The following is a 21,419-nucleotide window of genomic DNA, read 5'->3' on the forward strand; positions in this document are numbered from 1 at the left end:
ACCTTATCGACCTTATCGACCTTATCGACCTTATCGACCTTATCGACCTTATCGACCTTATCGACCTTATCGACCTTATCGACCTTGCTTTCTCCTCTTTTAGGTAAAGACCACAACAATACGAATGAAAAAAATGGAAATATTATTCCAGCGAGTATCCACTGAGTAATACTTCTATTTAGGCGGTATGCTAAAAAGGCATTTATTGAGGATGATATGAAAATAAAAGTAATAAAAATAATCATTTAATTAACCAAACTTATTTCCACGTCCATTTACCTACTACACGGCCATTAACAACGATTTCTGACAAGAGCGCTTCATCGGCAGGGTAGGTTGGATTTACGCTGATAATTCTTACTCTGGGAGGATTAGAGCGTGGAATAACCTGTAATTGTTTGATAACAATACCTAATCCGTTCCAGATAACATACATGCCATCTGGTGTTGGTATTTTATGGTCTGTATCAACCAAAACTCTATCCCCAGCGTTTAATTCGGGTTCCATAGAGTTTCCCACCACGCGAACAATCGCTAGACTTTCTGAGTTTGGTAAATAACTTTCGATATAATTTTTAGGTATTTCCCAAGCACCTAACACAACATGGCTTTCAGCAAGTCCACAATGCTCATCAATATATGCACCTGCTCCTGCTTGTGGAGATATATCGAACTCTCTTATCCTGACGGATCCTTTTTGTGGTTTTCTACTACAATTTGCTTCTTCTGCGCGTTCTACTGTTGCCGTGAGGCCATCTTCCCCGGCTGACACGCCAGCTAATCCCCAGACTTCATTAGGAGTGATAGGGGGTTCTCCCCGATCAACTAGAAGCGGCACCATAGCTTTTACCATGGGTATAGGAAGAAATTCGCGCTTATAAGTCGTTTCGTATGTGCGATATGAGGAATATTTATCTTCATATCCCAAAGCTTCTGCAAATTCTCGGACGGTATATCCGGCGCGATTTCTAAGGGTTTTCAACCGTTGGGTGACATGTATCTCGTTCATTTATCTATTCTGTGCGATAGTGTCGCACATGTCAGTGCGTAAATTCCGCTTGCGGTCTGTGCGTAAAAGACGCACAATAATCTTATGTCGATTATTCGTGATGCAATAACTGCCATGGGTGGCACCAGAAAAGCGGCTAGAACGCTCAATTTGCCACCTTCCACCGTTCAAAGCTGGAAAGCTAAGGGGCGTGTGCCTGCTCATTGGGTAATCCCATTGGAAGTAGCTAGCGGATTTAGCCGCGAAAAACTGCGTCCAGATATCTTCTCTAAGCCTGAAAGCACTGGAGTTGCAGCATGACTGATTTCCATGAAACCAACCATGCCGCAGGGGCCGGAAGCCGTCACGCGGATAGTGTCCGGCGGAAAACAGGTGCAGGAGGCGATACCGTTATCGTGCATGCTGTCCCGCAACCGTTAAGGTCTCAGGGAATTTTGAATGATATTGTTCCTGAGCCGTCCAGCTGTGCCTTTGCTGAGGAAAAAACAGTCTCAGCTACCGCTTTTCCTGCAACTGAAACAGCCGGAAGATCAGCGTCTGAATTTTCGCAGGATATACTTGAAAGCTGCTCCTTAACCAGCGCCAGCTCTGCATCAAGCCACTCAGCATTTCGGCCTGTAGTATGGGCAGTATTTGCTATCATTCTGGCCATAATTATTTCCATTGCAAGAAGATGGCCTCGTAAGTTTTCCATAGAATCGTCCTTTCATGTTGTTGACGCACCCATGATGGACGTAGCCAGCAGCGGTATCAATGCCGCTGCTGGCACCCCTGATTTCCAGAAAAACGTAACTGCTGGAGTTGTGGCATGACTGATTCTCATGAAACCAACCATGCCGCAGAGGCCGGAAGCCGTCATGCGGAAGGCGTCCGGAGCGAAGGCCTGAGCAATGAGCAAACCCTACGCAAGTGGGCCTTGCAGACAATTCTGCTCAGCCCGCACCCGATGCCTAAATCATGGGCAGAGTTAGAACGTGGGGCATCGCGCTTGATTGCTTTTGTGAAGACTGGATCTTCAGTCCTTCCAGATATCAGTTCTGTCGTAAATGCTTCCTTCTTCGACCGGAGCGTTCAGGCCGGGAATGAGAATGTTGGCGCCCTTAAGGGCTTCCAAAATCTTAGTCTGCGTACTCTCCAGTTCGGAAATGCGGCGTTCCAGTTCTTCCGTAGTCGGTTTCATAAAAATTCGTCCTTTCATTGTAGTTGCAAGAACATGATGGACGAAGCGGGCAGGGGCGACAACGCCGCTGCCCGCACATCAAAATAGAACGGTATCGGCATCATGATTCCGTTTTCCCATCGCTTTCTGGCGTCTATCAAAACAGCCACAAAACATGCGGTTGAAGCCGTTGGAGATTTTCGTGCAGCAGCCGGTTTTACGCGCGTGCAGAAATCCCAGCTGGAAGCCTATGCCAGCAGGCATCAGCCAACCGTTATCCCTCTGGACGTTGCCATAGATATGGACAGATGCGCTGAGCAGCCCATTCTACTTTCAGAAATGGCGCACGCGCTGGGGTATGTTGTGCTGCCCATGCACGTTGGCCCCGGTGATTTTGGCCGGGATATGAGCGAATACAGCATGGTTTCGGGAGAGATGGTCTCCACCGCTATCCGCATTCTGGAAGACGGTGTGATTGATCCGCAGGAAGCCAACGAAATTGCACCCAAAATGGCAAAAACCAAGCATGTGCTGGAGCGGGCGCTGGCCCGTATTCATACCATCCAGCAGCTGGGCAAGCCGTATTCTGTAAAAGGGGAGGGCCAAGCTGATGGCTGACCTGATCCGCCCACATATTCAGGACTTTGCGCGGGATGATCTGCCATCGCTCAAGATGGTGCGCTCCATGCCTTCCGAATATCGCGGCGTGTTCGAAAACCTGCGTGACGCGCTGAAAGAGGCACGTTCCTGCGTGTTTCGTTCTGGCCAGTATGTGCTGACTGATGCGGAAATTGCCGTGCAGGCATGGCTGCATCAGGATGTGCTGGCCCGCGTGCTGCCACAACTCATCCAGCGCGGCTTTCTGGCGCGGGATGATGAAGGCGCATTGTTCAGCCCACACCTGTATGATCGCCTGTTGCGCAAGGAAGAGCGTGAAGCTGCCAAGGCCGAAGCAGATGCCCGCTGGCAGCAGATGCAGGAAAGCTGTGATGTGCCTGAAGGTATCAGCCGCAAGGCTATGGCAGCGCGTGAAAACGGTAAAAAAGGCGGCCGCCCACGCAAGAACCCAGTGATGAACACCACCCAGCGCAGCATACCGCTGATGAGCACTGTAGATGGCGGCAAAGGTGCTGCAGAAAACCCAAGCAAAAAACCTATCACGGGTTTGGGTTATGAAACTTCGGTTTCTTCGGTTTCCATAGATCTAGAATTAGAGAGAGATATTAATATTCCTTCTAGTTCTATTTCTGGGGAAACCGAAAACCCAGCACTGGCTCAGGAGCAGGTGGCCCAGACAGTAGCCCGCGTGATTGCCACGACCGGCATGAACGATCAGGCGCCGTATGCGGTCTCGCTCGTGCGCCGCTGGATGGGACAGGGCGCAGAGCCAGATACCATTATTTCCGCCATTCGGGAGCATACCGAGGCCATGCGCAAGAATGGTGAGGAACCCCGGCGGCTAAAGGTGTTTGAAGCCGCAGTTTTGCGCGGCATAGAGGTGCAGCACTTGCGCCCGAAAGCGCAGGATACAGCCCCCGAAACACCGCAGATAACTAAGGAAAACGCCAAGTTCGAGCAGGCATGGGCCAAGGCCGCCAAGGTTTGGAAGGATGCGTTTACCGATTGCCGAGATTTTGGGGCCGTAAAGCGCCGCTGGCCAGAACTGGCGCAGGAAAATGGCCTGCCGCCCGTGCCGTTTGAGAAAGCCGCGTATCAGCAGCACTTCATGCACCAGCAAACCGCACAGGTGGCAGCATGAGCCTGCGTGTGTTGCTGCGAAACCTGCGGTTGAGGGCTGAAGGCAAGCCCAACCCGATTGATGCAATGGAAGACCTGCGGGCCAAGTTGGCCCAGGAACAAAAACGGCGCAAAGAATGCTGAATTGTTATCCAGCCTCTTTGCGCCGTTTCAGCTCAGGTTCAACGCAGGAGAACGCCACATCCTCTTACGTATGCCAAATGATAGGCTAAGAAAGAGAGAGTGGCAACATGTTGGAATTACCCCCTACACCAGAACGCTTGGAAAAATGCGACCTTACAGATGTGGAAGTGCGACTGAAGAAAAACGGTAAGCCGCATTACAGTTTGCGTGTAGGGGCCGTGTATGCCCTGCATAAGGTAGGTAGTATTTCTGATGCTCAACTGCGTGCAGCAGAAGATTGGGCACGAGACTATGAAACCGGCATTCTTGGTGGGAAAGATCCGCAGGCTTCCAAGCAATGCGGCAAGCCAGATGCAGAGTATGCCATTCTTTCCCGTTTGGCAGCGGTTGATCGGTGCCATTATATTGAAGAACATCTTGGCAAAGTTAGTGAACGTATTCTGATCACGGTGATGATTGAATGCCTATCTCTGAACGAAATGGCTTTGGCTTTGGCTTTGGTTAAGCAAAAGTTTGATAAAGATGGGCAGCCGATAAAAAAAGTAGTTGGCAAGAACGATATGGTGCGATTGGCAGGTAAGATTGATCTTCTGCTGGAACAGTTGGCTGAGGCATATGCTAAGATGCATGAAGCGCGCGATGACCTAATCACTGACTGGTCTTCTGTGCCAGCGGCTATACAAACCTGATTGGGAAGTAGATGGCTTATGATTAAAACGAGCTATGATCCTGAAGCAGATGCCATGTTTATCTGGCTTGGACCCGAAAATGCCGAATCTGTTCGAACAGAAGAAGTATCCCCGGGTGTGATGCTAGATTATGATGAAAACGGCAAACTGATAGGGGTTGAAGTTCTGGATGTGCGTGAACGCACTGCAAAAGGTAGCGTAAATTCATAATTGAACTCAATCTCTCATGAAGTTGGCGTAATGCGGCAACTCCGTGAGAGAATACTGCCCCATGAAAATGTCATCTCTCGCAGCGTAGGTTATGATTGACGGTATACGCAAAATGCGTATACCGTTCGGTTCATGGACGAACCAACACCTCTTCATTCTGTCTGTGAGCTAAAATCATTTCGGCGTGCAGCTAAAGATGTTGGCATGACGGAAGATGAAATTACACAGCTTGTCAGTATGTTGGCGCAAAATCCAATAGCGGGTGATGTGATCAAGGGGACTGGTGGTTGCCGTAAAGTAAGAGTGCAAGGGCGAGGTAAAGGTAAGAGCGGTGGCTATAGAACCATAACTTTTTTCTCTGGACCTAATCTTCCACTCTTTCTTCTGACTGTTTTTTCTAAAGGAGAATGCGAGAATCTCTCACAATCTGAATGTAATTGTTTGGCAAAACTGACGACACAGATTGTAGAGGCATACGCAGAAAAAATCGTGAAAGTGAGCACAAGAGCATGACAAAGACAGCATTCGAAAAGATCCAAGAGGGTCTGGTCGAAGCTCTCTCCGTGGCAAAGGGAGACGCCGAGCCTGCCCGCATGCATGTGCCGCCTGAAATTAATGTCAGGGCGGTTCGACAGAAGACCAATTTGTCCCAAGATGGATTTGCTTCGACTTTTGGGTTCAATATTGCCCAGGTTCGCAATTGGGAGCAGGGTCGCTCCCGGCCATTAGGCGCTATGCGTGCTTACTTGATGCTCATTGACCGCCATCCCGCAGAAATACAGAAGCTTTTGCTTGAGGCATCTCAAAGGGAGACAGATTGTCCTGACATTAAATATGGATGAAATTGCCCAGTAAGGCAGAATTGAAATTCACGGTTGACGGGTACCCCTAAACCGGTTAGTTCTGGTATCCTCTTCGAAGTCGTGTGCCCATCTGGGACACGGCTTTTTTTGTGTCTTCTGAAAAGATGAGCCAATGGAACACGGGCAGAATTTCTGCCGGGGTGCCGTTGTTCTGTCTTCCGGGAAACCATCTCTGATTGTGGCAGTCTCCAAGAATGGGGCCGTTATTGTCCCGCTTCGGCCTGCCAGCCTTCCGCACCATCGTTCTGATGTCACTATGCCACCACATGCGGGGGCTGACATGGCAATGGCATGCTGTGCGGAGTTTTCACACGAAATTTTTTCGCGCCTGAATCCGCTTAACGAAACCACCAGCGTGTGTTTCGGTAAGAAGGTCATGGTGCGTGTGGATGAGGCTATCCATCGAGAGATTGTTTCCCGTGTAGGCGAGCAGTTGCCGCCGGGCATCATTAAGTCAACTCTTCATCCGAGTTTCTGGAATCGTAGCCAGAATTGGTGGCTCGTTTACGGGTTTAAACCTGATGCAATTAAGCGAAACCCCCGCGCTGCGTGAACAGCCGGGGGTTTCTTTTGTCCACCCCTGACCTTTCCAGGAATGAACATGCCTGATCTTAAAGATCTCTGGCGTTTGGTACAAGTCATGAATGAAATTAAAGCATGGCGCTTCACCGTGATTATGCTTGTTGGTCTAATCACTGGTCTCGCATTTGCTATCGAAAAAGCACTCCCTGGCGTGGCTGCTATCATTCAGGCATGTCGGTAAAAAGCGTCATGATAACGCGGAATTATCTAGCGCGGCATAACAGATAAGCGAAACCCCCGGCTGTTCGAGCAGCGCGGGGGTTTCTTGTATCCACCCCTGACATCACCAGGAATGAATATGCGAGATTTTAACGCATTTATGGAGTTTGTACAAGTAATGCAGAATCTTGAAACTTGGAGATTCATAGCGCTTTGGCTTGTAGCAATCCTATTTGCTGTTGCAGCTCTAATTAGGGCTGCAAGGGGAAACTAATATCTCATGGAATATGACAGGCCTATGCCGCGCATGATTTCGATCAGCATTGCTATCGCAATCAGTTCAATCGGCATTACCTCTATTCTGTTTGGATTGGCGCAAGTTATTCACGCAATCAAACTGCCATAAAAGGCGTCATGATAACGCGGTATTATCTGACACGGCATACCCGCCAAGGTGTCAGATAACCCGCAGAACACCCCCCAAACCCGTCAGATAATCTCTGTTATCTGACGGTTTTTGAGGGTTGGAAATGACCCGATAATATAGGGAAATCAAATGGTTAGCGGTGATCAGCCCAGATCGACCGCGCCAGCAGTGCCGGATGATGGCATTCACCGTGCGGATCTTCCGCTGGTCAAAACGTGGCTGCACAACCGTAGCAGCAACACGGTGCGGGCCTATCGCACCAACGTTGCGGAGTTCGCCCGTTTTGTTGCCAAGCCGATGGCAGATGTTGCCCTGGCTGACATTCAGGCATGGAACGACAGCATGGCCGATGCGGCGGACAGCACGCGGCGGCGCAAGATCAGCGCCGTGAAATCGCTGCTGACCTACGGCCACAAGCTGGGCTTTCTACCGCAGGATGCGGGCGCTGCGTTCCGCATGGAGCGTGGCCGCGACAATCTGAATGAGCGCATTCTTTCGCGCCAGCAGGTGTTGGCCATGCTGGCAGGTGAGAAGGATCCGCGCCGCCATGCGTTGCTGGCGCTGCTTTACGGCACCGGCCTGCGGATTTCAGAAGCCTGCGCGTTACGCTGGCGCGATATGACACGCCGCCAATCGGGCGGCATTGCAACGGTTTTCGGCAAAGGTGGCAAAACCCGCCATGTGCAGGTTTCACCATCGTTGTGGAAAGAGATCGCGGCTGTGCGGTCTGATGTTGGGCCTGATGCGCCCGTTATCCCCGGCCACGATGGCGGCCCGCTTCATGAACGCGCTGTGGATCGCGTTGTGAAGCGGGCCGCAAAACGAGCGGGCCTGCCGCCTGATGTCTCTGCTCACTGGCTGCGCCATGCTTTTGCGTCACACCAGTTGGACGCGGGGCAGCCGGTGCATTGGGTGCAGGCCCAGCTCGGCCACAGTTCGCTGGCCACGACAACACGATACAGCCACGCCAGCGCAGACGCGGCGGGCGCTGACCTTCTGGCCTGACGCCAACCGGCGCGGGCGTTTCTGACAACGATGGAGAATGACAATGCAAACCGTGCCTGACGGTTTCATGCAGGACAGTCGCGGGCGTTTGGTGCCGGAAGCGAATGTCCGGCCATCTGACAAGCTGCAAGATGAGCTGGTGCGCCGTTTGCACCGTGAAGCCGAGCCGGTGCGGCAGTTCATGATGGATTTCAAGCGGCTCTGCTTTGCGGAGATCAACGCCTTTCTGGATCTGGTGGCCGAGCAATACAGCACCAAGCTGGGCAGCGACAAAGGGAACGTCACCCTGACCAGCTACGATGGCACGCTGCGCGTGACTGTGGCGGTCGGCAACGTCATTTCGTTTGGCCCTGAAATTCAGGCGGCGCAAACGCTGATCCATAGTTGCCTGAACCGCTGGTCTGAGGGCGCGAACGCCAATCTGAAAGCTGTGGTGCTGGATGCGTTTGACGTGGACAAGCAGGGCAGCATGAACGTGGGCAAGATCCTCGCGCTCCGGCGTCTGGAGATTGACGATGAAGAATGGCAGCGCGGCATGCAGGCGATTTCTGACAGCGTGCGCGTGGACGTGACCAAGGATTACGTGCGGTTGCACCGGCGGCCATCGCCAGATGCCAAGTGGGAGCTGGTGACGTTCGACCTGTCCAAGCTGGACGTGGCCACCACATGAGCAGCCGCAAGAAAGCCGTTCTGACGTGCATGAGGCCGCTTGTAGGCGTTCTGGATACCAGCATAGCCAAAGAGCCACCCAAACGCGCTGACGGCTTTTATACAAGCCCTGAGTGGCGTGCCCTGATGGCTTCCATCAAGCGCAAGCGGCCGCATTGCTGTGAACAGTGCGGCCGCACTGGCACGCGGCTCTTTGGGGATCATATTCAGGAGCTGAAGGATGGCGGCGCACCGCTGGACGAGAACAACGTCCAGTTGCTTTGCGGATCCTGCCATACCGCCAAGACCGCACGGGCGCGGGCAGCACGAAACGCCGTTGAATACTGAAAAACGGCGGTTTTCTGCCATTTTTTCGATGGTATGCAGCCGCGTCATGCACGGCTGCCATGCCATGCGTCCAGCGGGTAGGGGGAGGGGTAAAAGTATAATCGCCCCAAGGCACCTGAACCGCGCCAGTGGCACGCGTGAAAAATTTTTCGTTCCAGCGTTTTGAAGTGCGCACTTTTGTTGCGCGGGATGGTAGGGAATGCCCAAGAAAACTGACACGGATTGGCACGCGATAGAGGCTGATTTTCGCGCAGGAGCCTTGTCAAACCGCCAAATTGCAAAAAAACATGGCGTAGCCGAAAGCACGCTGCGCAAGCGCATTGCGTCCGGTGGATGGGTGCGCACTTCTGCGCAAAAAGTGCGCAAAAATACCAAAACTGCGCACCAACCTGCGCACAATCCCCAGCGCAACCCCGCTCTACCACGGGAGAAACTACCATCCACCGGGCGCAGATCTGCTGCCAACGTGGATGAACGTATGGATGAAATGGTGTCGCGCCTGCTCGGTGAACTTGAGGATACGACATCCCATCTTGGCGAGATTTCCAAAGCGATTGAGCTGGAAACAGCAGACGATACCGGATCGCGCCGGCGCGATGCGATGTTGAAGGCCATCACTATCAAAGAGCGCACGGAAAGCCTGCACAAGCTGAGGCAAACCCACATGATGGGCGTCACGGGTTCCGGAAAAAAGAAGGGCGTGAAGGAAGAGCGCCGGGAAGCTGCCGAGAAAGCAGCCAGCGGCAAGTTCTCGCGTATGTCTTCCCCCAAACTGGTTGTGAACAATGGCAAGTGAAACCGAGAAAAAGCCCGCAACACGCAAGCGCAAGGCGGCAACCACCGCACGAAAGACCGGGACAGCCACCACACGGCGCAAGGCAGCGCCTGCGGCCAAGGCGGGCCTGTCATGGAGCACAGCCTGCCGGGATTGGGAAAAGCGCATCATTGCGGGCGAAAGCCTTGTGCCATGTGATCCGCTTTTCCCGGACGCCGCTGCGCAGGGGATGGCTGTTTTCAATGCCCTGAAGATCATGGATGTGCTGGGTGAACCGACCATTGGTGAATCCTGCCGTGATTGGCTGAAGGACTTTGCCGCCGCCATTTTCGGTTCATATGACCCGGAAACCGGCAAGCGCATGATCACCGAGTTTTTCCTGCTGGTAAGCAAGAAAAACACCAAGAGCACCATTGCGGCGGGCGTGATGTTGACGGTTCTGATCCTGAACTGGCGGCAATCGGCCGAGTTTCTGATCTTGGCACCAACCAAGGAAGCCGCAGACAACGCCTTCAAGCCTGCGCGGGACATGATCAAGGCAGACCCTGAACTGGATGCCCTGTTCCATGTGCAGGATTACACCCGCATCGTGACGCACCGTGAAACCGGGGCGACACTCAAGGTTGTGGCGGCTGATGGATCTTCCGTTGTGGGCAAGAAAGCCACCGGCATTCTGGTGGATGAGCTGTGGGAGTTCGGCAAGAAGCCAACGGCCGAGAACATGCTCATGGAAGCCACTGGCGGCATTGCATCCCGTCCGGAAGGTTTCATCATTTACCTGAGCACGCAGTCGGATGAAGAGCCTGCCGGTGTGTTCAAGAGCCGCCTGGAATATGCGCGTGGCGTGCGGGACGGCAAGATCAATTCGCCCCGGTTTCTGCCGGTTATCTATGAATTTCCCAAGAAAATTCTGGATAAGAAAGGCGAGCACAATCCGGATAACTGGTACATGACCAACCCCAATCTGGGGGTGTCAGTATCGGATGAGTTCCTGCGAGACAGATACGCCCAAGCCAAAGAGGCTGGGGAAGGCGTTTTGCGCGTCTGGATGGCCAAGCACCTGAATGTGGAAATGGGCATGTCCCTGCGCGAAAAGGCATGGGCAGGGGCCAAATATTGGGAACATCAGGGTGATCCGCTGGTCAAGCTGGATCTGATCTTGGAATGCTCTGATGTGATTGTCTGCGGTATTGATGGCGGCGGTCTGGACGATTTTCTATCTCTGGCTGTGCTCGGCCGGGATGAAGAAAGTGGCGATTGGCTGCACTGGCAGCGTAGCTGGGTATTTCAGGACGTGCTGAAGCACCGCAAGGAGGAAGCGCCGCGCTATCTGGATTTCCAGAAGCAGGGTGATCTCGTCATTGTCCATGAAATGCGTGATGACAATCGGCAGTTGGCGGATGTGGTGGAGATGATCGACCAGTCCGGCAAGCTGGCCATGGTTGGGCTGGATCCTGCGGGTGTGGCTGAAATTGTGTTTGCCCTGCATGCCCGTGGCATTGAGCAGGAGCGGATTGTCGGGATCAGCCAGGGCTGGAAAATGACCGGGGCCATCAAGACGCTGGAGCGCAAGCTGGCGGATGGCACGTTTTCCCATGGGGCGCGTCCAATCATGGCCTGGGCGGTTGGCAATGCAAAGGCGCAGGCCAAGGGCAACAATATCGAAATCACCAAGCAGATGGCAGGCGGCAAGAAGATCGACCCGCTGATGGCGCTGTTTGATGCCGTGGCCTGCATGAGCCGGAACCCGGAGCCGCCGATCCAGAGTATTTATGACCGTGAGGAACTATGGGAATCCTGAACAGCATTTTCGGCGGCGGTCAAAACACGCCGCAGGAACGTAAGGAACCCTTGTTCTTTGCCTCTGGCAACCCGGAAAATCCCAGCACACCGCTTACCGACATTCCAGATTGGTCGGAATGGCTGGGATACCCTGGTGGCCGGAGTATGGATTGGGCGCCACGGGTAACGGAACGCACGGCCATGGCCTGTTCTGCCGTGTATCGGTGCGTGACGCTGGAAGCCGGTGTGATTGCCGGTCTGCCACTGAAGATCTGGAAACAGCATCCGGGCGGCCAGCGGGAATTGCAGCCGAACCACAAGCTGGTTCCGTTGCTCAATACAGTGCCATATCCGGGCCGTTCCCTAACCTCGTTTGTCTGGCGTGAGCTGTGGGGCCTGAATGTGCTGCTATGGGGAAACCATTACAGCGCCATACGGTATGACGGCGCTGCACGGGTGATCGGGTTTGAAACCTTCATGCCGTGGCAGGTTCAGGTGGTGCGCTTACCTGCCAAACCGGGTGTAAATTACTACGTCTGCACACATCTGGACGGCACTGTGGAAACTGTCCTGCAAGAGGATATGATCCACATACCCGGCCCCGGTTTTGATGGTGTGAAGGGTCTATCGCGCATTCAGGCGTTTGCGCGTGGATCCATTGGTCTTGCGCATGCGATGGAAGAACGCACCGGTCGGATGCACCAGAATGCTGCATTGCCCAGCGGGGTAATGCAGGTTCCCAGCCGCATGAATGATGATTCCTTCAGGCGCATGAAGGCGCAGTTGGATCAGAATTATTCGGGTGTTGGTAAATGGGGCAAAACCATCATTGTGGATGATGGTGCGAAATATACTCCATTCCAGTTAAGTCCGCAGGATCTGCAAACCATTCAGGCCCGTGGTTATCAGGTGGCGGATATTTCCCGTTTTTTCGGGGTGCCGCTTCATATGCTCAATGCCACGGATAAAAGCACATCATGGGGCACGGGCCTTGCAGAAAACACGCTGGCTTATCTGATTTTCACGCTGGATGCGGATCTTAAACGCATTGAGAGTGAACTGAACGCCAAGCTGTTTTTAGGCACGAATTTCTTTGCGGAGTTTGACCGCGAAGGGCTGCTTTCCATGGATCCGCTGAAAGCGGCCCAGGTCACGGCAGCGCAGGTGCAAAGCGGCCAGCTTACAATCAACGAAGGCAGGGCAAAGGATAACCGGGCGCCAGTCTCTGGTGGCGATACGGTGTTCATCAATGGCGCATATGTGCCGCTGGAACAGCAGATCAAAGATCCTGCACCACCCACGCCTGCTAAAGAATGAGGCAACATGTACCGACATAATTCACCAGCAGCCCGGTTTTCCAACCGTGTGTTGTTGACGTGTGCGCAGGCTGGTCTGCCCCAGACATTAGACGTGCGGCCGCGTGCCGCAGCTGATCAGTCTGCCGTTATTTACCTGTATGATGAAATCGGCCTCTGGGGCGTCACCGCGCAGGATTTCACGCAGAGCCTTGTCAGTGTTGGCCCTGGGCCGATTGAATTGCACATCAACAGCCCTGGCGGTGACGTGTTTGACGGTCTGGCCATTTATTCCGCGTTGCAGGCGCACAATGGCCCGGTTTCTGTTGTGGTAGATGGTCTGGCTGCTTCTGCGGCCTCTTTCATCGCCTTGGCGGGTGATACCATCAGCATGGCCCCGAATGCCTTTCTGATGATCCACAATGCCTGGGGCGTTGTAGTCGGCAATCAGAACGACATGACGGAAACAGCCGCAGTGCTTGCCAAGATAGATGCCCAGCTTGCTAGCCTGTATGCAGGGAAAACCGGCCAGACCGTGCCAGCCATTGCGGACATGATGAACGCAGAAACATGGTTTACGGCGCAGGAAGCCAAAGAGGCTGGCTTTATTGATAGCATTACGGATGCCAGCCAGAACAAGGCGCAAATGCAGCTGAAGGCCGGGATGTTCACCAAACAGCCCACTGCTCAGCAAAAGCCCCAGAATACGCTGTCAGTGCCCGATATCGCGGCACGCCGCCGCATCGTTCAGCTGGCTGAAGCTGAAAACTGACACCGGCTGCTGAACAGCGGCCACCCCATTTTTTCCGGAGACAAGAGAATATGAAATCCAAGGAACTGCGCGCCAAACGGGCGAAGCTGATTGAAGACGCACGCGCTCTGACTACTGGCGACACCATGACAGCCGAGCAAGCGGCTCAGTTTGATGCCATGATGACTGAGGCTGACCAGATGAAGGCACAGATTGATCGCATTGAACGTGCTGAAGATGCTGAACGCACACTGGCGCAGGGCGTTGCCAACCGCGCAGATGACAACGGCACCAGCCCGGATGAACAGGAAGATGAAGAGCGCCGCCATAAGCGTGTGTTTGCTTCATGGTTGCTGGGCGGCATCAACAGCCTGACAGGCGAAGACCGGGATTATGTTGTTAAGCGCATGTCGGCGGCTCAGTCCCAGTTCAAGAATGATGCCAATGGCACAGGCACAGGGCCTGCCGGTGGTTATCTGGTGCCGCCTGCCTTTTCCGATCAACTTCTGGTTGCACTAAAGGATTATTTCTCGGCTCTGGATCTGTTTGATGAGGTTGCTACCGCAACAGGTGCAGATCTGCCGTGGCCTACCAATGATGATACCAGCCGCCGTGCCCGGATCATTGGGGAAAACAGTCAGATCGGGCAGTCCCCCATGCTCTTTGGCCAGTCCGTCCTGAAGGCGTTTCTGTATGCCACGGATGCCGTGCTTGTCCCATGGACACTCATGGAAGACAGCTTCATTGATCTGGATGCCTTCATCACCACCGCGCTGGGCACAGCATTCGGGCGCACGTTGGCAGATGATCTGACCAATGGCACCGGCAACGGCATGCCCATGGGTGTGGCAACAGCCGCAGCGGCAGGCCCAACCTCTGCGGGTGATGCCATTGCCTTTGAGGACATCATGGAGCTGAAGCACAGCGTAAACCGTGCGTATCGCACTGGCGCCGTGTTCATGATGAATGACAACACGGTCAAGTCTCTGGCGTTGCTGAAGGATAACGAAGGCCGTCCGCTCTGGATCCCGTCCTTGCAGGTGGATTGCCCGGATGTGCTGGCAGGCTTCCCGATTGCCGTGAATGAAAGCATGGCGGACGTGGCGGCAGGGAGTGCCCCGATCCTGTTTGGCAACATGAAGAACTACAAGTTCCGCGTAACCAAACAGGTGTCCATTGTGCGCCTGAACGAACGGTATGCTGATTACCTTCAAACCGGCTTCTTCGGATATGCGCGGTTTGGTGGTGGCCTGCCGTCTGCGGCTCAGCCGATCAAGAAACTGGTCATGAAGGCCGCCGCAGCTCCTGAAGCAGGCGGCTAATCATGCACACGCTTTCGCTGGAAGGCCCGTCAACAGTGCTTCCGCTGGCCCTGCTGGCGGATATGAAGGCAGAGCTGGGCATCACTGATGGCACCACAGATACCATGCTGGCAGGCAAGCTGATGGATGCCTCCAGCATAGTGCTGGATTACATCGGCAGCCCCTTGCTTTCGGGAGAATGGACAGAGGAATTTGTCATTGAAGGTGGCGACCTGCTGAAAGAGATTGTTCTTTCAGTGCGGCCGCTAGTTTCCATTTCCTCCATTTCCCGAAACGGGCAGGAGTGGACGCCTGATCAGCTTTCAGACCTCGTTCTGGATAAGCGGGCAGGCATCCTCTCACATCCCACACCAACGCGGCGCAGGTGGCAGCATGGTGTGTATAATGCCGTTTATACGGCCGGATACGCACCACCGCAGGTTGCTGAGGATGGCACGGTGAACAAAGGCACACTGCCACAGACCATTTCACGCGCCACGGTCTTGGCTGCTGCGGCCATGGTGCAAGGGGCAGGGCGAGATCCCAACCTGAAATCGGAAAGCGTGCAGGGCGTGGGTTCCACCAGCTGGAACATCGCTTCAGGCACAGGCGGCTTGCCGCAACAGGTGGCCGATATGCTTGCAAGCTATCGCGGGGCGCATCTGTAATGGGCTGGATCACACAATCACGCCGCCGCCAGATCATGGCCAAGGGCCGCCAGATGGTGCTCACAGCACGGGATGGCAGCAATCCGGTCACGTTGCGTGCGTATGCGCCACCGCCGCAATCTTCACAGCTGGCAGACGGCATGCCTAAGGCAGCATTCATTGCCCAGACACTGGCGGATGAACTGAACGCGGCCAACGTGACGCCACGGGCGCAGTGCCGCCTTCAGGATGGCCCCAAAACCTACACGCTGACAGATGCCACACCCGTTTATGACGGTGCCACCATCTGCGGCTGGACGCTGATTGCAGCAGGAGGCGACTAATGCCCTCAGAAACAGTCTGGAATGATGCTTATGCCCGTGCCAGTGCCGTGGCAGCAAAGTTGGGCCTGTTGATTGGAGATCCGCTGACCTGGGATTTTTCCAGTAATCAGAAAGCCTTCGCAGCTCTGGATCTGGCGTCCTCCAGCATAGAAAGCCTGGAGCTGGGTGATAAGCAGGCGCAGGAAAGTGGCCAGATCTGCATCATGCTCTGGATACCACAGGGCCTGATGAACACACCCACGGCGCTGTCCATCATGAATGCGTTTGAGGCAGCGTTTCGCACCCAGCCGGTAGATCCGGATAAACGCTGGCCCGCTGGCCTGTTTTACGAAGGCCAGAATTACACGCCACCTTCTTTTCTTGGTCAGACAGGTAATTGGTATGTCGCCACGCTGATGGTGGATTACCGCTGGCAGAACATTACGGAACAAACCTCATGAAATTCTTTGCTCTTATCGAAACAGCAGCCAATTCCGGCCAGTTTCGTCTGTCTGATGCCATGGTGGAAGCACAAAGCACCACCGCTGCTCTGGCATTGATTGCCCCCACCATTAGCCCCGGTCTGCGCTATGGCGCATGGCTGTACCATGAAGTGCGTGGGCTGCCGGATTTCTCGTCCGTTACGGATGCCGAAAAGGGCAAAACCTACAGCGTGCTGGCGCAGGTTGGCGGCACAGATCAACCGTGGGTGGAAGATGGACAACAGCTTGTTTCCACGCTGTGCGATGCGTCCAATCTGTGCCTGTCCATGTCACAGTATATGGGTTTCCGTCTCGGCCTGATGCCGGTGGATGAAAAGCCCGTAGCCGCACCGGCCACATCCGGCACTGAAACGGCACCTGCCAGCTAACGCTCCAGCATTCTCCATTCTTTCAACACAGGCCGCCTTCGGGTGGCCTTTTTTATTGAGGTAATCATGGCTTTTACTGGAGCCACAGCGGGATTGGCCGCCGGTGCGCAAACCAATGATACGCGTGTGGATTTCGCGCTGGAGGCAACCTACGGCACGCCGCCAACAGGCAACTATCAGGCCCTGCGCATCACGGGTGAAACCCTGTCGCGCTCACAGACCACAGCACGTCCGGAAGAAATCAATTCCGTCAAGGAGGTCTCGCAATCTGTGGTCACACAGGTGCAAGCATCCGGCACAATCTCCGGCGCTCTGTCGTCTGGCACGTTTGATGCGCTACTGGCAGGTGTCCTGGGTGCTGATATCATCCCCATGACCACCCAGACATCTGGCACAACGTTTTTCACCATCACGGGTTCAACACTGACCATCAGTGGCACAGGCACGTCTGCATGGATGGCGACATTCGTGGCCAATGCGGGCACGATTGTTATCAATTCTCCCAGCAATAATCTGAACAACGCCATTTTTGCGTTCAGTTCCAAAAACAACACCGCAGGCACATTCAGCCTGATTGCAGGCCCGTCCGTTACGGGCACAGTGAAATCTGCCAACGGTGATACGATTTCCGTGGGGGGATGCCTGAACGGCAATCTGGATAAGACGTTCACATTCCGCAAAAAACTGCTGGGCCAGTTCCTGCTATATCCGGGCAGTCTGGTCACCCAGATGCAGATACAGTTCCAGCAGGCGCAGTTTGATACGGTTAGCGTTGATATCACCAGTGCTGATGAAGTGTTGTCTGCCACAGATGTTTCAACGGCTGTTCTGCCTGCGCCATCTGGAAAAGTTCACAACTCTGTCAACGATTTTCTGGGCTGCACCATTAACGGCAACAAACCTGCCGGGTGCGTCACGCAGTTTACCTGCACGCTGGCGCGTAACGGTGCGGCCAATGATTATGGCATGGGCCATGCCAGTGCCTGCGGCGTGCGCACAGGTCAGTTTATGGCCAGCGGCAGCATTGAATTCTATTTCCGGAGTTGGGATGAATACAATGATGCGCTGAATGGCACGCAGGGTGAAATTATTGTCCAGACTGTTGATGACAGCGGCAATGGCTATGCCTTCATCTTCCTGAATGCGGCCTTGCGGAATGCTAAGGTCACCACGACGCAAACCAATCAGACCGTAAAGGTCTCGTTTGATATTGAGGGCAACCCCACGGCTTCAGGCGGCACGTTCGCCATTGTGCCTCTGAGCGGCGTTCCTGCCACCGGCTCCTGATCGTTCGTTACGTCAAAACCAGTTTCACCAAGGGGCGTCACACTATGATGTCCCTTTTTATTTGCACCCATAACTCACAGGGTTTTAACCATGGCCAAACTTTCCTCCTTTACGCGCAACGCAACAGCTATTGCTGAGGGCACGCCTGTTACCGTTGGCGTGACAGACCAGTTCACCATCGTCACCAAAGGCATGACGACAGATTATGCAGACCGTCTGTGGGCACTGCGCCGTGCTGCTGCCATCCGTTACAATGCTGGCCTGTCTGCAACGGATGTGCCGGTAAATGAAAACAACCTGCCGCCCTCCATGGATGATGCGTGTCAGGCACAGGCTCTGAGCGAAAAATGCCTGATTGATGTGCAGGGTCTGGAAAACGATGATGGCACTCCGATTGATATTTCCACGTTCAAGGAAATGATCACGCATCGCGAAAACCGCGCATTGCTCGCTCTGGCATTGCAGGCGGCGGCATCTGTTGGCCGTGCCACCAAAGAGCAGATGCAGGCCGCTGAGGGAAACTAATAGCCGCCCTGCGCTGGCATCTGATAGACGGCCCGGTTGTGGCGGCCTGTGCTGTTCAGCCCCCACCACCGCGTGCACTAGACGCATATGATGCGTGGCTCCGGAAAGTCGATCCGGAGCCTGCCAATCTGCTGCCGTGGCGGTGCTGGCACGGGGTAGCAGGCACGCGCCGGCATCGGGTGGAAAGCTGGGGCGCTGGTATGGGAGCCACGCGTGGCGTGTCTTATCCAATGCCTTTGGCAGATGTCGAGATCCTGCGCTGGTGCCAGATGCGGCGGCTGAGTGAGGCGGAAACAGATTTCACGTTCCAGCTCGTCAAATCACTGGATCTGACATTCCTCCAGATCCGCAATCAGCAGATCAAGCAGGATCTGCAACACACGTTCAGGAAAAGATAGATCATGGCACGGGCACGTATGGCAGAGGTTCTGCGCAAACAGATCATTGTTTCTGCGCGTGCAAGTCTATCTTCTGCGGCCCTCCACAAAGCGGCTGCGGATGCCTGCCGTGCCAATCGTGATGAACTGATTACATCTGGGCGTGCCTCCAGCACATTCCGCACAGCTGTAGATGGGCGCGTGGGGGATACGGAAGAGCACGTCAATCTGGATGGTGGCATTGTCCGCTACGTATTTTCCTATCTGGCGCAGGCTGCGGCATTTGCCCTGGACTACTGCCAGAAGCATTCGCCAGTGCACAGCGGGGCCTATCGTGACAGTTGGGCGGTGCGTGTGAATGGAGAATGGTGGACGCGTCCAGCTGCCACCATTCAGCCTGGTAGCACGGTGGAAATCGTGAATACGATGCCATATGCCCGCAAGATTGATACGGGTGGTCAGAAAACCAGCATTCCACCAGGGATTGTGGAAGCCGCACGGCAAGCGGCCATGAAACAATATCCCACACTCAAGATCGCCCGCAAATTCCTGACCTTATCAGATGGACGCGATGCCCGTGGCGAACGTCTGCCATACATCCTGAAGGCGCAGGGGATTGAAAGCGGCCTGACGTATTCAAAAGACAACAAGTGGGAGCGCCTGCGTAAGCCGCGCCGCAGCAACCGCAAGGATCGGCAGGCAGGGCAGGTCATGACGTATCCAGCTCTTGTGCTAACGGAGCCTTCCAATGGCTAAAGTTTCTGAGGTTATCAATGAAGTCATTACCCGTTTTGTGGTGGATGATCAGACCGCACAGCCCACGGAAGCTGCTGGCGCACGCATAGACACGCTACTAGATAAAACTGATGCACTGGTGGAAAGTGGCAAGCGCATTGGGGAATCATATCAGGAAGGGTTTGAGGCAGCTGGATCTGCTGCAAACCGCACGGTTGAAGCAGTTGTATCTGGCACCGGGAAACTGGAAACCAGTGCTGGGCGCCTGAAGGATAGCGTAGATCAGATCACCCATGATGTGCAGCTGGGTGCAGGCAACACGGAAAAAGCCCTGTCCGGCATTAGTGAGGCTGCCGAAGATACGATTACAGCTGCTGACAAGATTAACACGTCTTTCAAAGACAGCCTGAGCGATACCACAAAATCTGCTGAAGATCTGGTTACAGTTATCACCAGCAGCGCCACCAGTGCGGATAAGACTTGGCAGAACACGGCTGCACGGACGGGTGACAGCATTTCCAAGATCCAGCGCCAGATCCGTCTGGCACAGGATGAGTATGACCGGCTGGATGCTCGTGGGGTTGAGGCCATTGGCAGTGGCAGCACCAATCCGGAAGATGTTACGCGCGTTCTGGATGCGCAGCGGGAAAAGATTGATGCCCTGGTGCAGCAAGAAGCAAAGCTGCGTCTGGCACAGACGGCTACGGCAGAAACCTTCACCAAAATGGGTGAGGATGGTTCCAGCGCATCTGCTGTTCTGGAAAAGCTCTCTGCTGCTGAAATGGCAGAAGTCATGTCCCTGCGTGAGCTGCGGGCAGCATTTGAAAGCAACCTGCTGTCCCTGAACGGATACCGTAAGGGCGTGCAGGATATCACGGCAGATTATGCCGACATGCAGCGTGCATCTGATGGCGCTCTGTCCAGCATTGCCAGCTCCTACCAGAGCAATCTCAACAGCAATCTGGGAATCAGCCTGCCCAGCAATGATCTGAGCGCATCCCGTCTGGAGGATGTCACCGGCGCTTTTGCGGATGCCGATGCCATTCGGGCCAAGATTGTGCCACTGGCAGCGGCTGAACGCGATTACGCCAATGCCGTTGCAGAAGCTGATAGTGCGTTGGCAACAGGCATTATCAATCAGAAAGAATATGATGCCTATGTGGGCAAGGCTACAGATAGTCTGAACCGCCAGAAAGCCGCGCAAGGTGGAAATGCGGCATCCGTTAAGCTGACCTCGTTCGAAATGGGTATTCTGGCAGACGAAACCCATAAGTTTTTTGATCAGGTTCTGGCTGGTGGCAGCCCATTGCAGGCCGCGTTCTATCAGGTGCCCAATATGGTGCAGGTGATGGGCGGTCTGGATGGTGCGCTGACACGCGTTGTCAGTGGTTTATCTGGCCCTGCTGGTCTGGCCATTGCAGCTGGTGCGGCTGGTGCGGCCATTCTTGGCGTAGGCAAGTATGCGGAAAGCGAGCAGGAAAGCCTTGCGCAACTTTCCACCCATCTGCGTGCCACGCGGGCTGATTACAATGATATGGCCACATCTGCTGAAAATGCCGCCCGTGCGCTGCATGATCAGTATGGGGATATCTCGCTCTCAGACAGCCGCAGCACGGTGCAGACCATTGCGGCTGTGCCCACGGTGGATGCCAGCCAGATCCTGCGTCTGACAGCAGACAGCCGGGATCTGGCTGCTGTCATGAACACCACGGTACCAGATGCTGCCAAGACGCTGGCAGCAGCACTGGAAGATCCGGCCAAGGAAGCACA

The 21,419-nt window shown here is 54.4% G+C and carries 30 protein-coding genes; 28 read left to right on the forward strand and 2 right to left on the reverse strand.

Annotation, left to right across the window (positions count from 1 at the left end):
- Nucleotides 1-259: 259 nt before the first annotated feature.
- Complete coding sequence (locus FKW19_RS14020; protein WP_014457223.1) at nt 260-1,009, reverse strand: S24 family peptidase; 750 nt, start codon at nt 1,007-1,009, stop codon at nt 260-262.
- An 84-nt stretch (nt 1,010-1,093) separates the two neighbouring features.
- Between FKW19_RS14020 and FKW19_RS14025 the strand changes: the two genes are divergently transcribed.
- Nucleotides 1,094-1,309, forward strand: a complete 216-nt coding sequence (locus FKW19_RS14025) for a carph-isopro domain-containing protein (protein ID WP_082179763.1) — start codon at nt 1,094-1,096, stop codon at nt 1,307-1,309.
- A 124-nt stretch (nt 1,310-1,433) separates the two neighbouring features.
- On the opposite strand, the gene FKW19_RS14030 is transcribed toward FKW19_RS14025, so the two are convergent.
- Nucleotides 1,434-1,703, reverse strand: coding sequence for a hypothetical protein (locus FKW19_RS14030; protein WP_123809153.1), 270 nt, complete (start codon nt 1,701-1,703; stop codon nt 1,434-1,436).
- Between the two features lie 114 nt (nt 1,704-1,817).
- On the opposite strand from FKW19_RS14030, the gene FKW19_RS14035 reads away from it, so the two are divergent.
- The 27 genes from FKW19_RS14035 to FKW19_RS14155 form a co-directional block, all read left to right on the forward strand.
- Entirely contained in the window at nt 1,818-2,276 is a 459-nt protein-coding gene (locus FKW19_RS14035; protein ID WP_089179707.1) for a hypothetical protein, read from the forward strand.
- Between the two features lie 15 nt (nt 2,277-2,291).
- Nucleotides 2,292-2,786, forward strand: coding sequence for a hypothetical protein (locus FKW19_RS14040; RefSeq protein WP_089179706.1), 495 nt, complete (start codon nt 2,292-2,294; stop codon nt 2,784-2,786).
- Entirely contained in the window at nt 2,779-3,927 is a 1,149-nt protein-coding gene (locus FKW19_RS14045; RefSeq protein WP_089179705.1) for a hypothetical protein, read from the forward strand. Before FKW19_RS14040 ends, FKW19_RS14045 begins: the two co-directional genes overlap by 8 nt.
- Complete coding sequence (locus FKW19_RS15980) at nt 3,924-4,049, forward strand: hypothetical protein (RefSeq protein ID WP_255446458.1); 126 nt, start codon at nt 3,924-3,926, stop codon at nt 4,047-4,049. Before FKW19_RS14045 ends, FKW19_RS15980 begins: the two co-directional genes overlap by 4 nt.
- 107 nt (nt 4,050-4,156) lie before the next feature.
- The gene (locus tag FKW19_RS14050; RefSeq protein WP_238331291.1) at nt 4,157-4,738 is read left to right on the forward strand and encodes a hypothetical protein; all 582 of its coding nucleotides are present in this window, start codon (nt 4,157-4,159) and stop codon (nt 4,736-4,738) included.
- Nucleotides 4,739-4,756: 18 nt separating this feature from the next.
- The gene (locus FKW19_RS14055) at nt 4,757-4,948 is read left to right on the forward strand and encodes a DUF2283 domain-containing protein (RefSeq protein WP_089179704.1); all 192 of its coding nucleotides are present in this window, start codon (nt 4,757-4,759) and stop codon (nt 4,946-4,948) included.
- Between the two features lie 132 nt (nt 4,949-5,080).
- Nucleotides 5,081-5,461: a type II toxin-antitoxin system RelE/ParE family toxin gene (locus FKW19_RS14060; protein WP_089179703.1), complete on the forward strand. Its 381-nt coding sequence runs from the start codon at nt 5,081-5,083 to the stop codon at nt 5,459-5,461.
- Complete coding sequence (locus FKW19_RS14065) at nt 5,458-5,790, forward strand: DNA-binding transcriptional regulator (RefSeq protein WP_089179702.1); 333 nt, start codon at nt 5,458-5,460, stop codon at nt 5,788-5,790. The genes FKW19_RS14060 and FKW19_RS14065 overlap by 4 nt, the downstream gene beginning before the upstream one ends.
- Before the next feature lie 133 nt (nt 5,791-5,923).
- Complete coding sequence (locus FKW19_RS14070; protein WP_089179701.1) at nt 5,924-6,364, forward strand: hypothetical protein; 441 nt, start codon at nt 5,924-5,926, stop codon at nt 6,362-6,364.
- A gap of 48 nt (nt 6,365-6,412) precedes the next feature.
- Entirely contained in the window at nt 6,413-6,574 is a 162-nt protein-coding gene (locus FKW19_RS15485; protein WP_162870670.1) for a hypothetical protein, read from the forward strand.
- Nucleotides 6,575-7,108: 534 nt separating this feature from the next.
- Nucleotides 7,109-7,984: a tyrosine-type recombinase/integrase gene (locus FKW19_RS14075; protein ID WP_089179700.1), complete on the forward strand. Its 876-nt coding sequence runs from the start codon at nt 7,109-7,111 to the stop codon at nt 7,982-7,984.
- 37 nt (nt 7,985-8,021) lie between these two features.
- Nucleotides 8,022-8,654, forward strand: coding sequence for a DUF3164 family protein (locus tag FKW19_RS14080; protein ID WP_019089289.1), 633 nt, complete (start codon nt 8,022-8,024; stop codon nt 8,652-8,654).
- Nucleotides 8,651-8,980, forward strand: coding sequence for an HNH endonuclease signature motif containing protein (locus FKW19_RS14085; RefSeq protein WP_061342381.1), 330 nt, complete (start codon nt 8,651-8,653; stop codon nt 8,978-8,980). Before FKW19_RS14080 ends, FKW19_RS14085 begins: the two co-directional genes overlap by 4 nt.
- A 199-nt stretch (nt 8,981-9,179) precedes the next feature.
- Nucleotides 9,180-9,776, forward strand: a complete 597-nt coding sequence (locus FKW19_RS14090; RefSeq protein ID WP_089179699.1) for a terminase — start codon at nt 9,180-9,182, stop codon at nt 9,774-9,776.
- A complete protein-coding gene (locus tag FKW19_RS14095; protein WP_089179698.1) occupies nt 9,766-11,556 on the forward strand; it encodes a terminase large subunit in 1,791 nt (596 codons plus the stop codon). Before FKW19_RS14090 ends, FKW19_RS14095 begins: the two co-directional genes overlap by 11 nt.
- Nucleotides 11,544-12,854, forward strand: a complete 1,311-nt coding sequence (locus FKW19_RS14100) for a phage portal protein (RefSeq protein ID WP_089179697.1) — start codon at nt 11,544-11,546, stop codon at nt 12,852-12,854. The genes FKW19_RS14095 and FKW19_RS14100 overlap by 13 nt, the downstream gene beginning before the upstream one ends.
- Before the next feature lie 6 nt (nt 12,855-12,860).
- The gene (locus FKW19_RS14105; protein ID WP_089179696.1) at nt 12,861-13,604 is read left to right on the forward strand and encodes a head maturation protease, ClpP-related; all 744 of its coding nucleotides are present in this window, start codon (nt 12,861-12,863) and stop codon (nt 13,602-13,604) included.
- Nucleotides 13,605-13,654: 50 nt separating this feature from the next.
- A complete protein-coding gene (locus tag FKW19_RS14110; RefSeq protein ID WP_089179695.1) occupies nt 13,655-14,905 on the forward strand; it encodes a phage major capsid protein in 1,251 nt (416 codons plus the stop codon).
- A gap of 2 nt (nt 14,906-14,907) precedes the next feature.
- Complete coding sequence (locus FKW19_RS14115; protein ID WP_089179694.1) at nt 14,908-15,552, forward strand: phage gp6-like head-tail connector protein; 645 nt, start codon at nt 14,908-14,910, stop codon at nt 15,550-15,552.
- Complete coding sequence (locus tag FKW19_RS14120; protein ID WP_089179693.1) at nt 15,552-15,875, forward strand: hypothetical protein; 324 nt, start codon at nt 15,552-15,554, stop codon at nt 15,873-15,875. The genes FKW19_RS14115 and FKW19_RS14120 overlap by 1 nt, the downstream gene beginning before the upstream one ends.
- Nucleotides 15,875-16,315, forward strand: coding sequence for a hypothetical protein (locus tag FKW19_RS14125; RefSeq protein ID WP_089179692.1), 441 nt, complete (start codon nt 15,875-15,877; stop codon nt 16,313-16,315). Before FKW19_RS14120 ends, FKW19_RS14125 begins: the two co-directional genes overlap by 1 nt.
- On the forward strand, nt 16,312-16,725 hold the full coding sequence (locus tag FKW19_RS14130) for a hypothetical protein (protein ID WP_089179691.1): 414 nt from the start codon (nt 16,312-16,314) through the stop codon (nt 16,723-16,725). Before FKW19_RS14125 ends, FKW19_RS14130 begins: the two co-directional genes overlap by 4 nt.
- 42 nt (nt 16,726-16,767) lie before the next feature.
- A complete protein-coding gene (locus FKW19_RS14135; protein WP_089179690.1) occupies nt 16,768-18,012 on the forward strand; it encodes a phage tail tube protein in 1,245 nt (414 codons plus the stop codon).
- A gap of 90 nt (nt 18,013-18,102) precedes the next feature.
- Nucleotides 18,103-18,537 carry a hypothetical protein gene (locus tag FKW19_RS14140; protein ID WP_089179689.1) on the forward strand — a complete coding sequence of 145 codons (435 nt, stop codon included), beginning with the start codon at nt 18,103-18,105 and terminating at the stop codon, nt 18,535-18,537.
- Nucleotides 18,538-18,575: 38 nt separating this feature from the next.
- On the forward strand, nt 18,576-18,935 hold the full coding sequence (locus FKW19_RS14145) for a hypothetical protein (protein WP_238331288.1): 360 nt from the start codon (nt 18,576-18,578) through the stop codon (nt 18,933-18,935).
- Between the two features lie 3 nt (nt 18,936-18,938).
- Nucleotides 18,939-19,670, forward strand: a complete 732-nt coding sequence (locus FKW19_RS14150; RefSeq protein WP_089179687.1) for an HK97 gp10 family phage protein — start codon at nt 18,939-18,941, stop codon at nt 19,668-19,670.
- A partial coding sequence (locus FKW19_RS14155) for a phage tail length tape measure family protein (RefSeq protein WP_193561202.1) occupies nt 19,663-21,419 on the forward strand: 1,757 nt, incomplete at its 3' end. The genes FKW19_RS14150 and FKW19_RS14155, both read left to right, overlap by 8 nt.

The sequence above is a fragment of the Acetobacter sp. DmW_125128 genome, from assembly GCF_008704325.1.
GTDB lineage: Bacteria > Pseudomonadota > Alphaproteobacteria > Acetobacterales > Acetobacteraceae > Acetobacter > Acetobacter oryzifermentans.

Bases quoted from the DNA above. Each gene is read 5' to 3' on its own strand.
- FKW19_RS14035 (WP_089179707.1), top strand. From the start codon at position 1,818: ATGACTGATTCTCATGAAACCAACCATGCCGCAGAGGCCGGAAGCCGT.
- FKW19_RS14090 (WP_089179699.1), top strand. From the start codon at position 9,180: ATGCCCAAGAAAACTGACACGGATTGGCACGCGATAGAGGCTGATTTT.
- FKW19_RS14110 (WP_089179695.1), top strand. From the start codon at position 13,655: ATGAAATCCAAGGAACTGCGCGCCAAACGGGCGAAGCTGATTGAAGAC.
- FKW19_RS14085 (WP_061342381.1), top strand. From the start codon at position 8,651: ATGAGCAGCCGCAAGAAAGCCGTTCTGACGTGCATGAGGCCGCTTGTA.
- FKW19_RS14130 (WP_089179691.1), top strand. From the start codon at position 16,312: ATGAAATTCTTTGCTCTTATCGAAACAGCAGCCAATTCCGGCCAGTTT.
- FKW19_RS14070 (WP_089179701.1), top strand. From the start codon at position 5,924: ATGGAACACGGGCAGAATTTCTGCCGGGGTGCCGTTGTTCTGTCTTCC.
- FKW19_RS14150 (WP_089179687.1), top strand. From the start codon at position 18,939: ATGGCACGGGCACGTATGGCAGAGGTTCTGCGCAAACAGATCATTGTT.
- FKW19_RS14030 (WP_123809153.1), bottom strand. From the start codon at position 1,703: ATGGAAAACTTACGAGGCCATCTTCTTGCAATGGAAATAATTATGGCC.
- FKW19_RS14075 (WP_089179700.1), top strand. From the start codon at position 7,109: ATGGTTAGCGGTGATCAGCCCAGATCGACCGCGCCAGCAGTGCCGGAT.
- FKW19_RS14140 (WP_089179689.1), top strand. From the start codon at position 18,103: ATGGCCAAACTTTCCTCCTTTACGCGCAACGCAACAGCTATTGCTGAG.
- FKW19_RS14080 (WP_019089289.1), top strand. From the start codon at position 8,022: ATGACAATGCAAACCGTGCCTGACGGTTTCATGCAGGACAGTCGCGGG.
- FKW19_RS14020 (WP_014457223.1), bottom strand. From the start codon at position 1,009: ATGAACGAGATACATGTCACCCAACGGTTGAAAACCCTTAGAAATCGC.
- FKW19_RS14095 (WP_089179698.1), top strand. From the start codon at position 9,766: ATGGCAAGTGAAACCGAGAAAAAGCCCGCAACACGCAAGCGCAAGGCG.
- FKW19_RS14115 (WP_089179694.1), top strand. From the start codon at position 14,908: ATGCACACGCTTTCGCTGGAAGGCCCGTCAACAGTGCTTCCGCTGGCC.
- FKW19_RS14120 (WP_089179693.1), top strand. From the start codon at position 15,552: ATGGGCTGGATCACACAATCACGCCGCCGCCAGATCATGGCCAAGGGC.
- FKW19_RS14050 (WP_238331291.1), top strand. From the start codon at position 4,157: ATGTTGGAATTACCCCCTACACCAGAACGCTTGGAAAAATGCGACCTT.
- FKW19_RS14065 (WP_089179702.1), top strand. From the start codon at position 5,458: ATGACAAAGACAGCATTCGAAAAGATCCAAGAGGGTCTGGTCGAAGCT.
- FKW19_RS14105 (WP_089179696.1), top strand. From the start codon at position 12,861: ATGTACCGACATAATTCACCAGCAGCCCGGTTTTCCAACCGTGTGTTG.
- FKW19_RS14055 (WP_089179704.1), top strand. From the start codon at position 4,757: ATGATTAAAACGAGCTATGATCCTGAAGCAGATGCCATGTTTATCTGG.
- FKW19_RS14100 (WP_089179697.1), top strand. From the start codon at position 11,544: ATGGGAATCCTGAACAGCATTTTCGGCGGCGGTCAAAACACGCCGCAG.
- FKW19_RS14040 (WP_089179706.1), top strand. From the start codon at position 2,292: ATGATTCCGTTTTCCCATCGCTTTCTGGCGTCTATCAAAACAGCCACA.
- FKW19_RS14060 (WP_089179703.1), top strand. From the start codon at position 5,081: ATGGACGAACCAACACCTCTTCATTCTGTCTGTGAGCTAAAATCATTT.
- FKW19_RS14045 (WP_089179705.1), top strand. From the start codon at position 2,779: ATGGCTGACCTGATCCGCCCACATATTCAGGACTTTGCGCGGGATGAT.
- FKW19_RS15485 (WP_162870670.1), top strand. From the start codon at position 6,413: ATGCCTGATCTTAAAGATCTCTGGCGTTTGGTACAAGTCATGAATGAA.
- FKW19_RS15980 (WP_255446458.1), top strand. From the start codon at position 3,924: ATGAGCCTGCGTGTGTTGCTGCGAAACCTGCGGTTGAGGGCTGAAGGC.
- FKW19_RS14025 (WP_082179763.1), top strand. From the start codon at position 1,094: ATGTCGATTATTCGTGATGCAATAACTGCCATGGGTGGCACCAGAAAA.
- FKW19_RS14125 (WP_089179692.1), top strand. From the start codon at position 15,875: ATGCCCTCAGAAACAGTCTGGAATGATGCTTATGCCCGTGCCAGTGCC.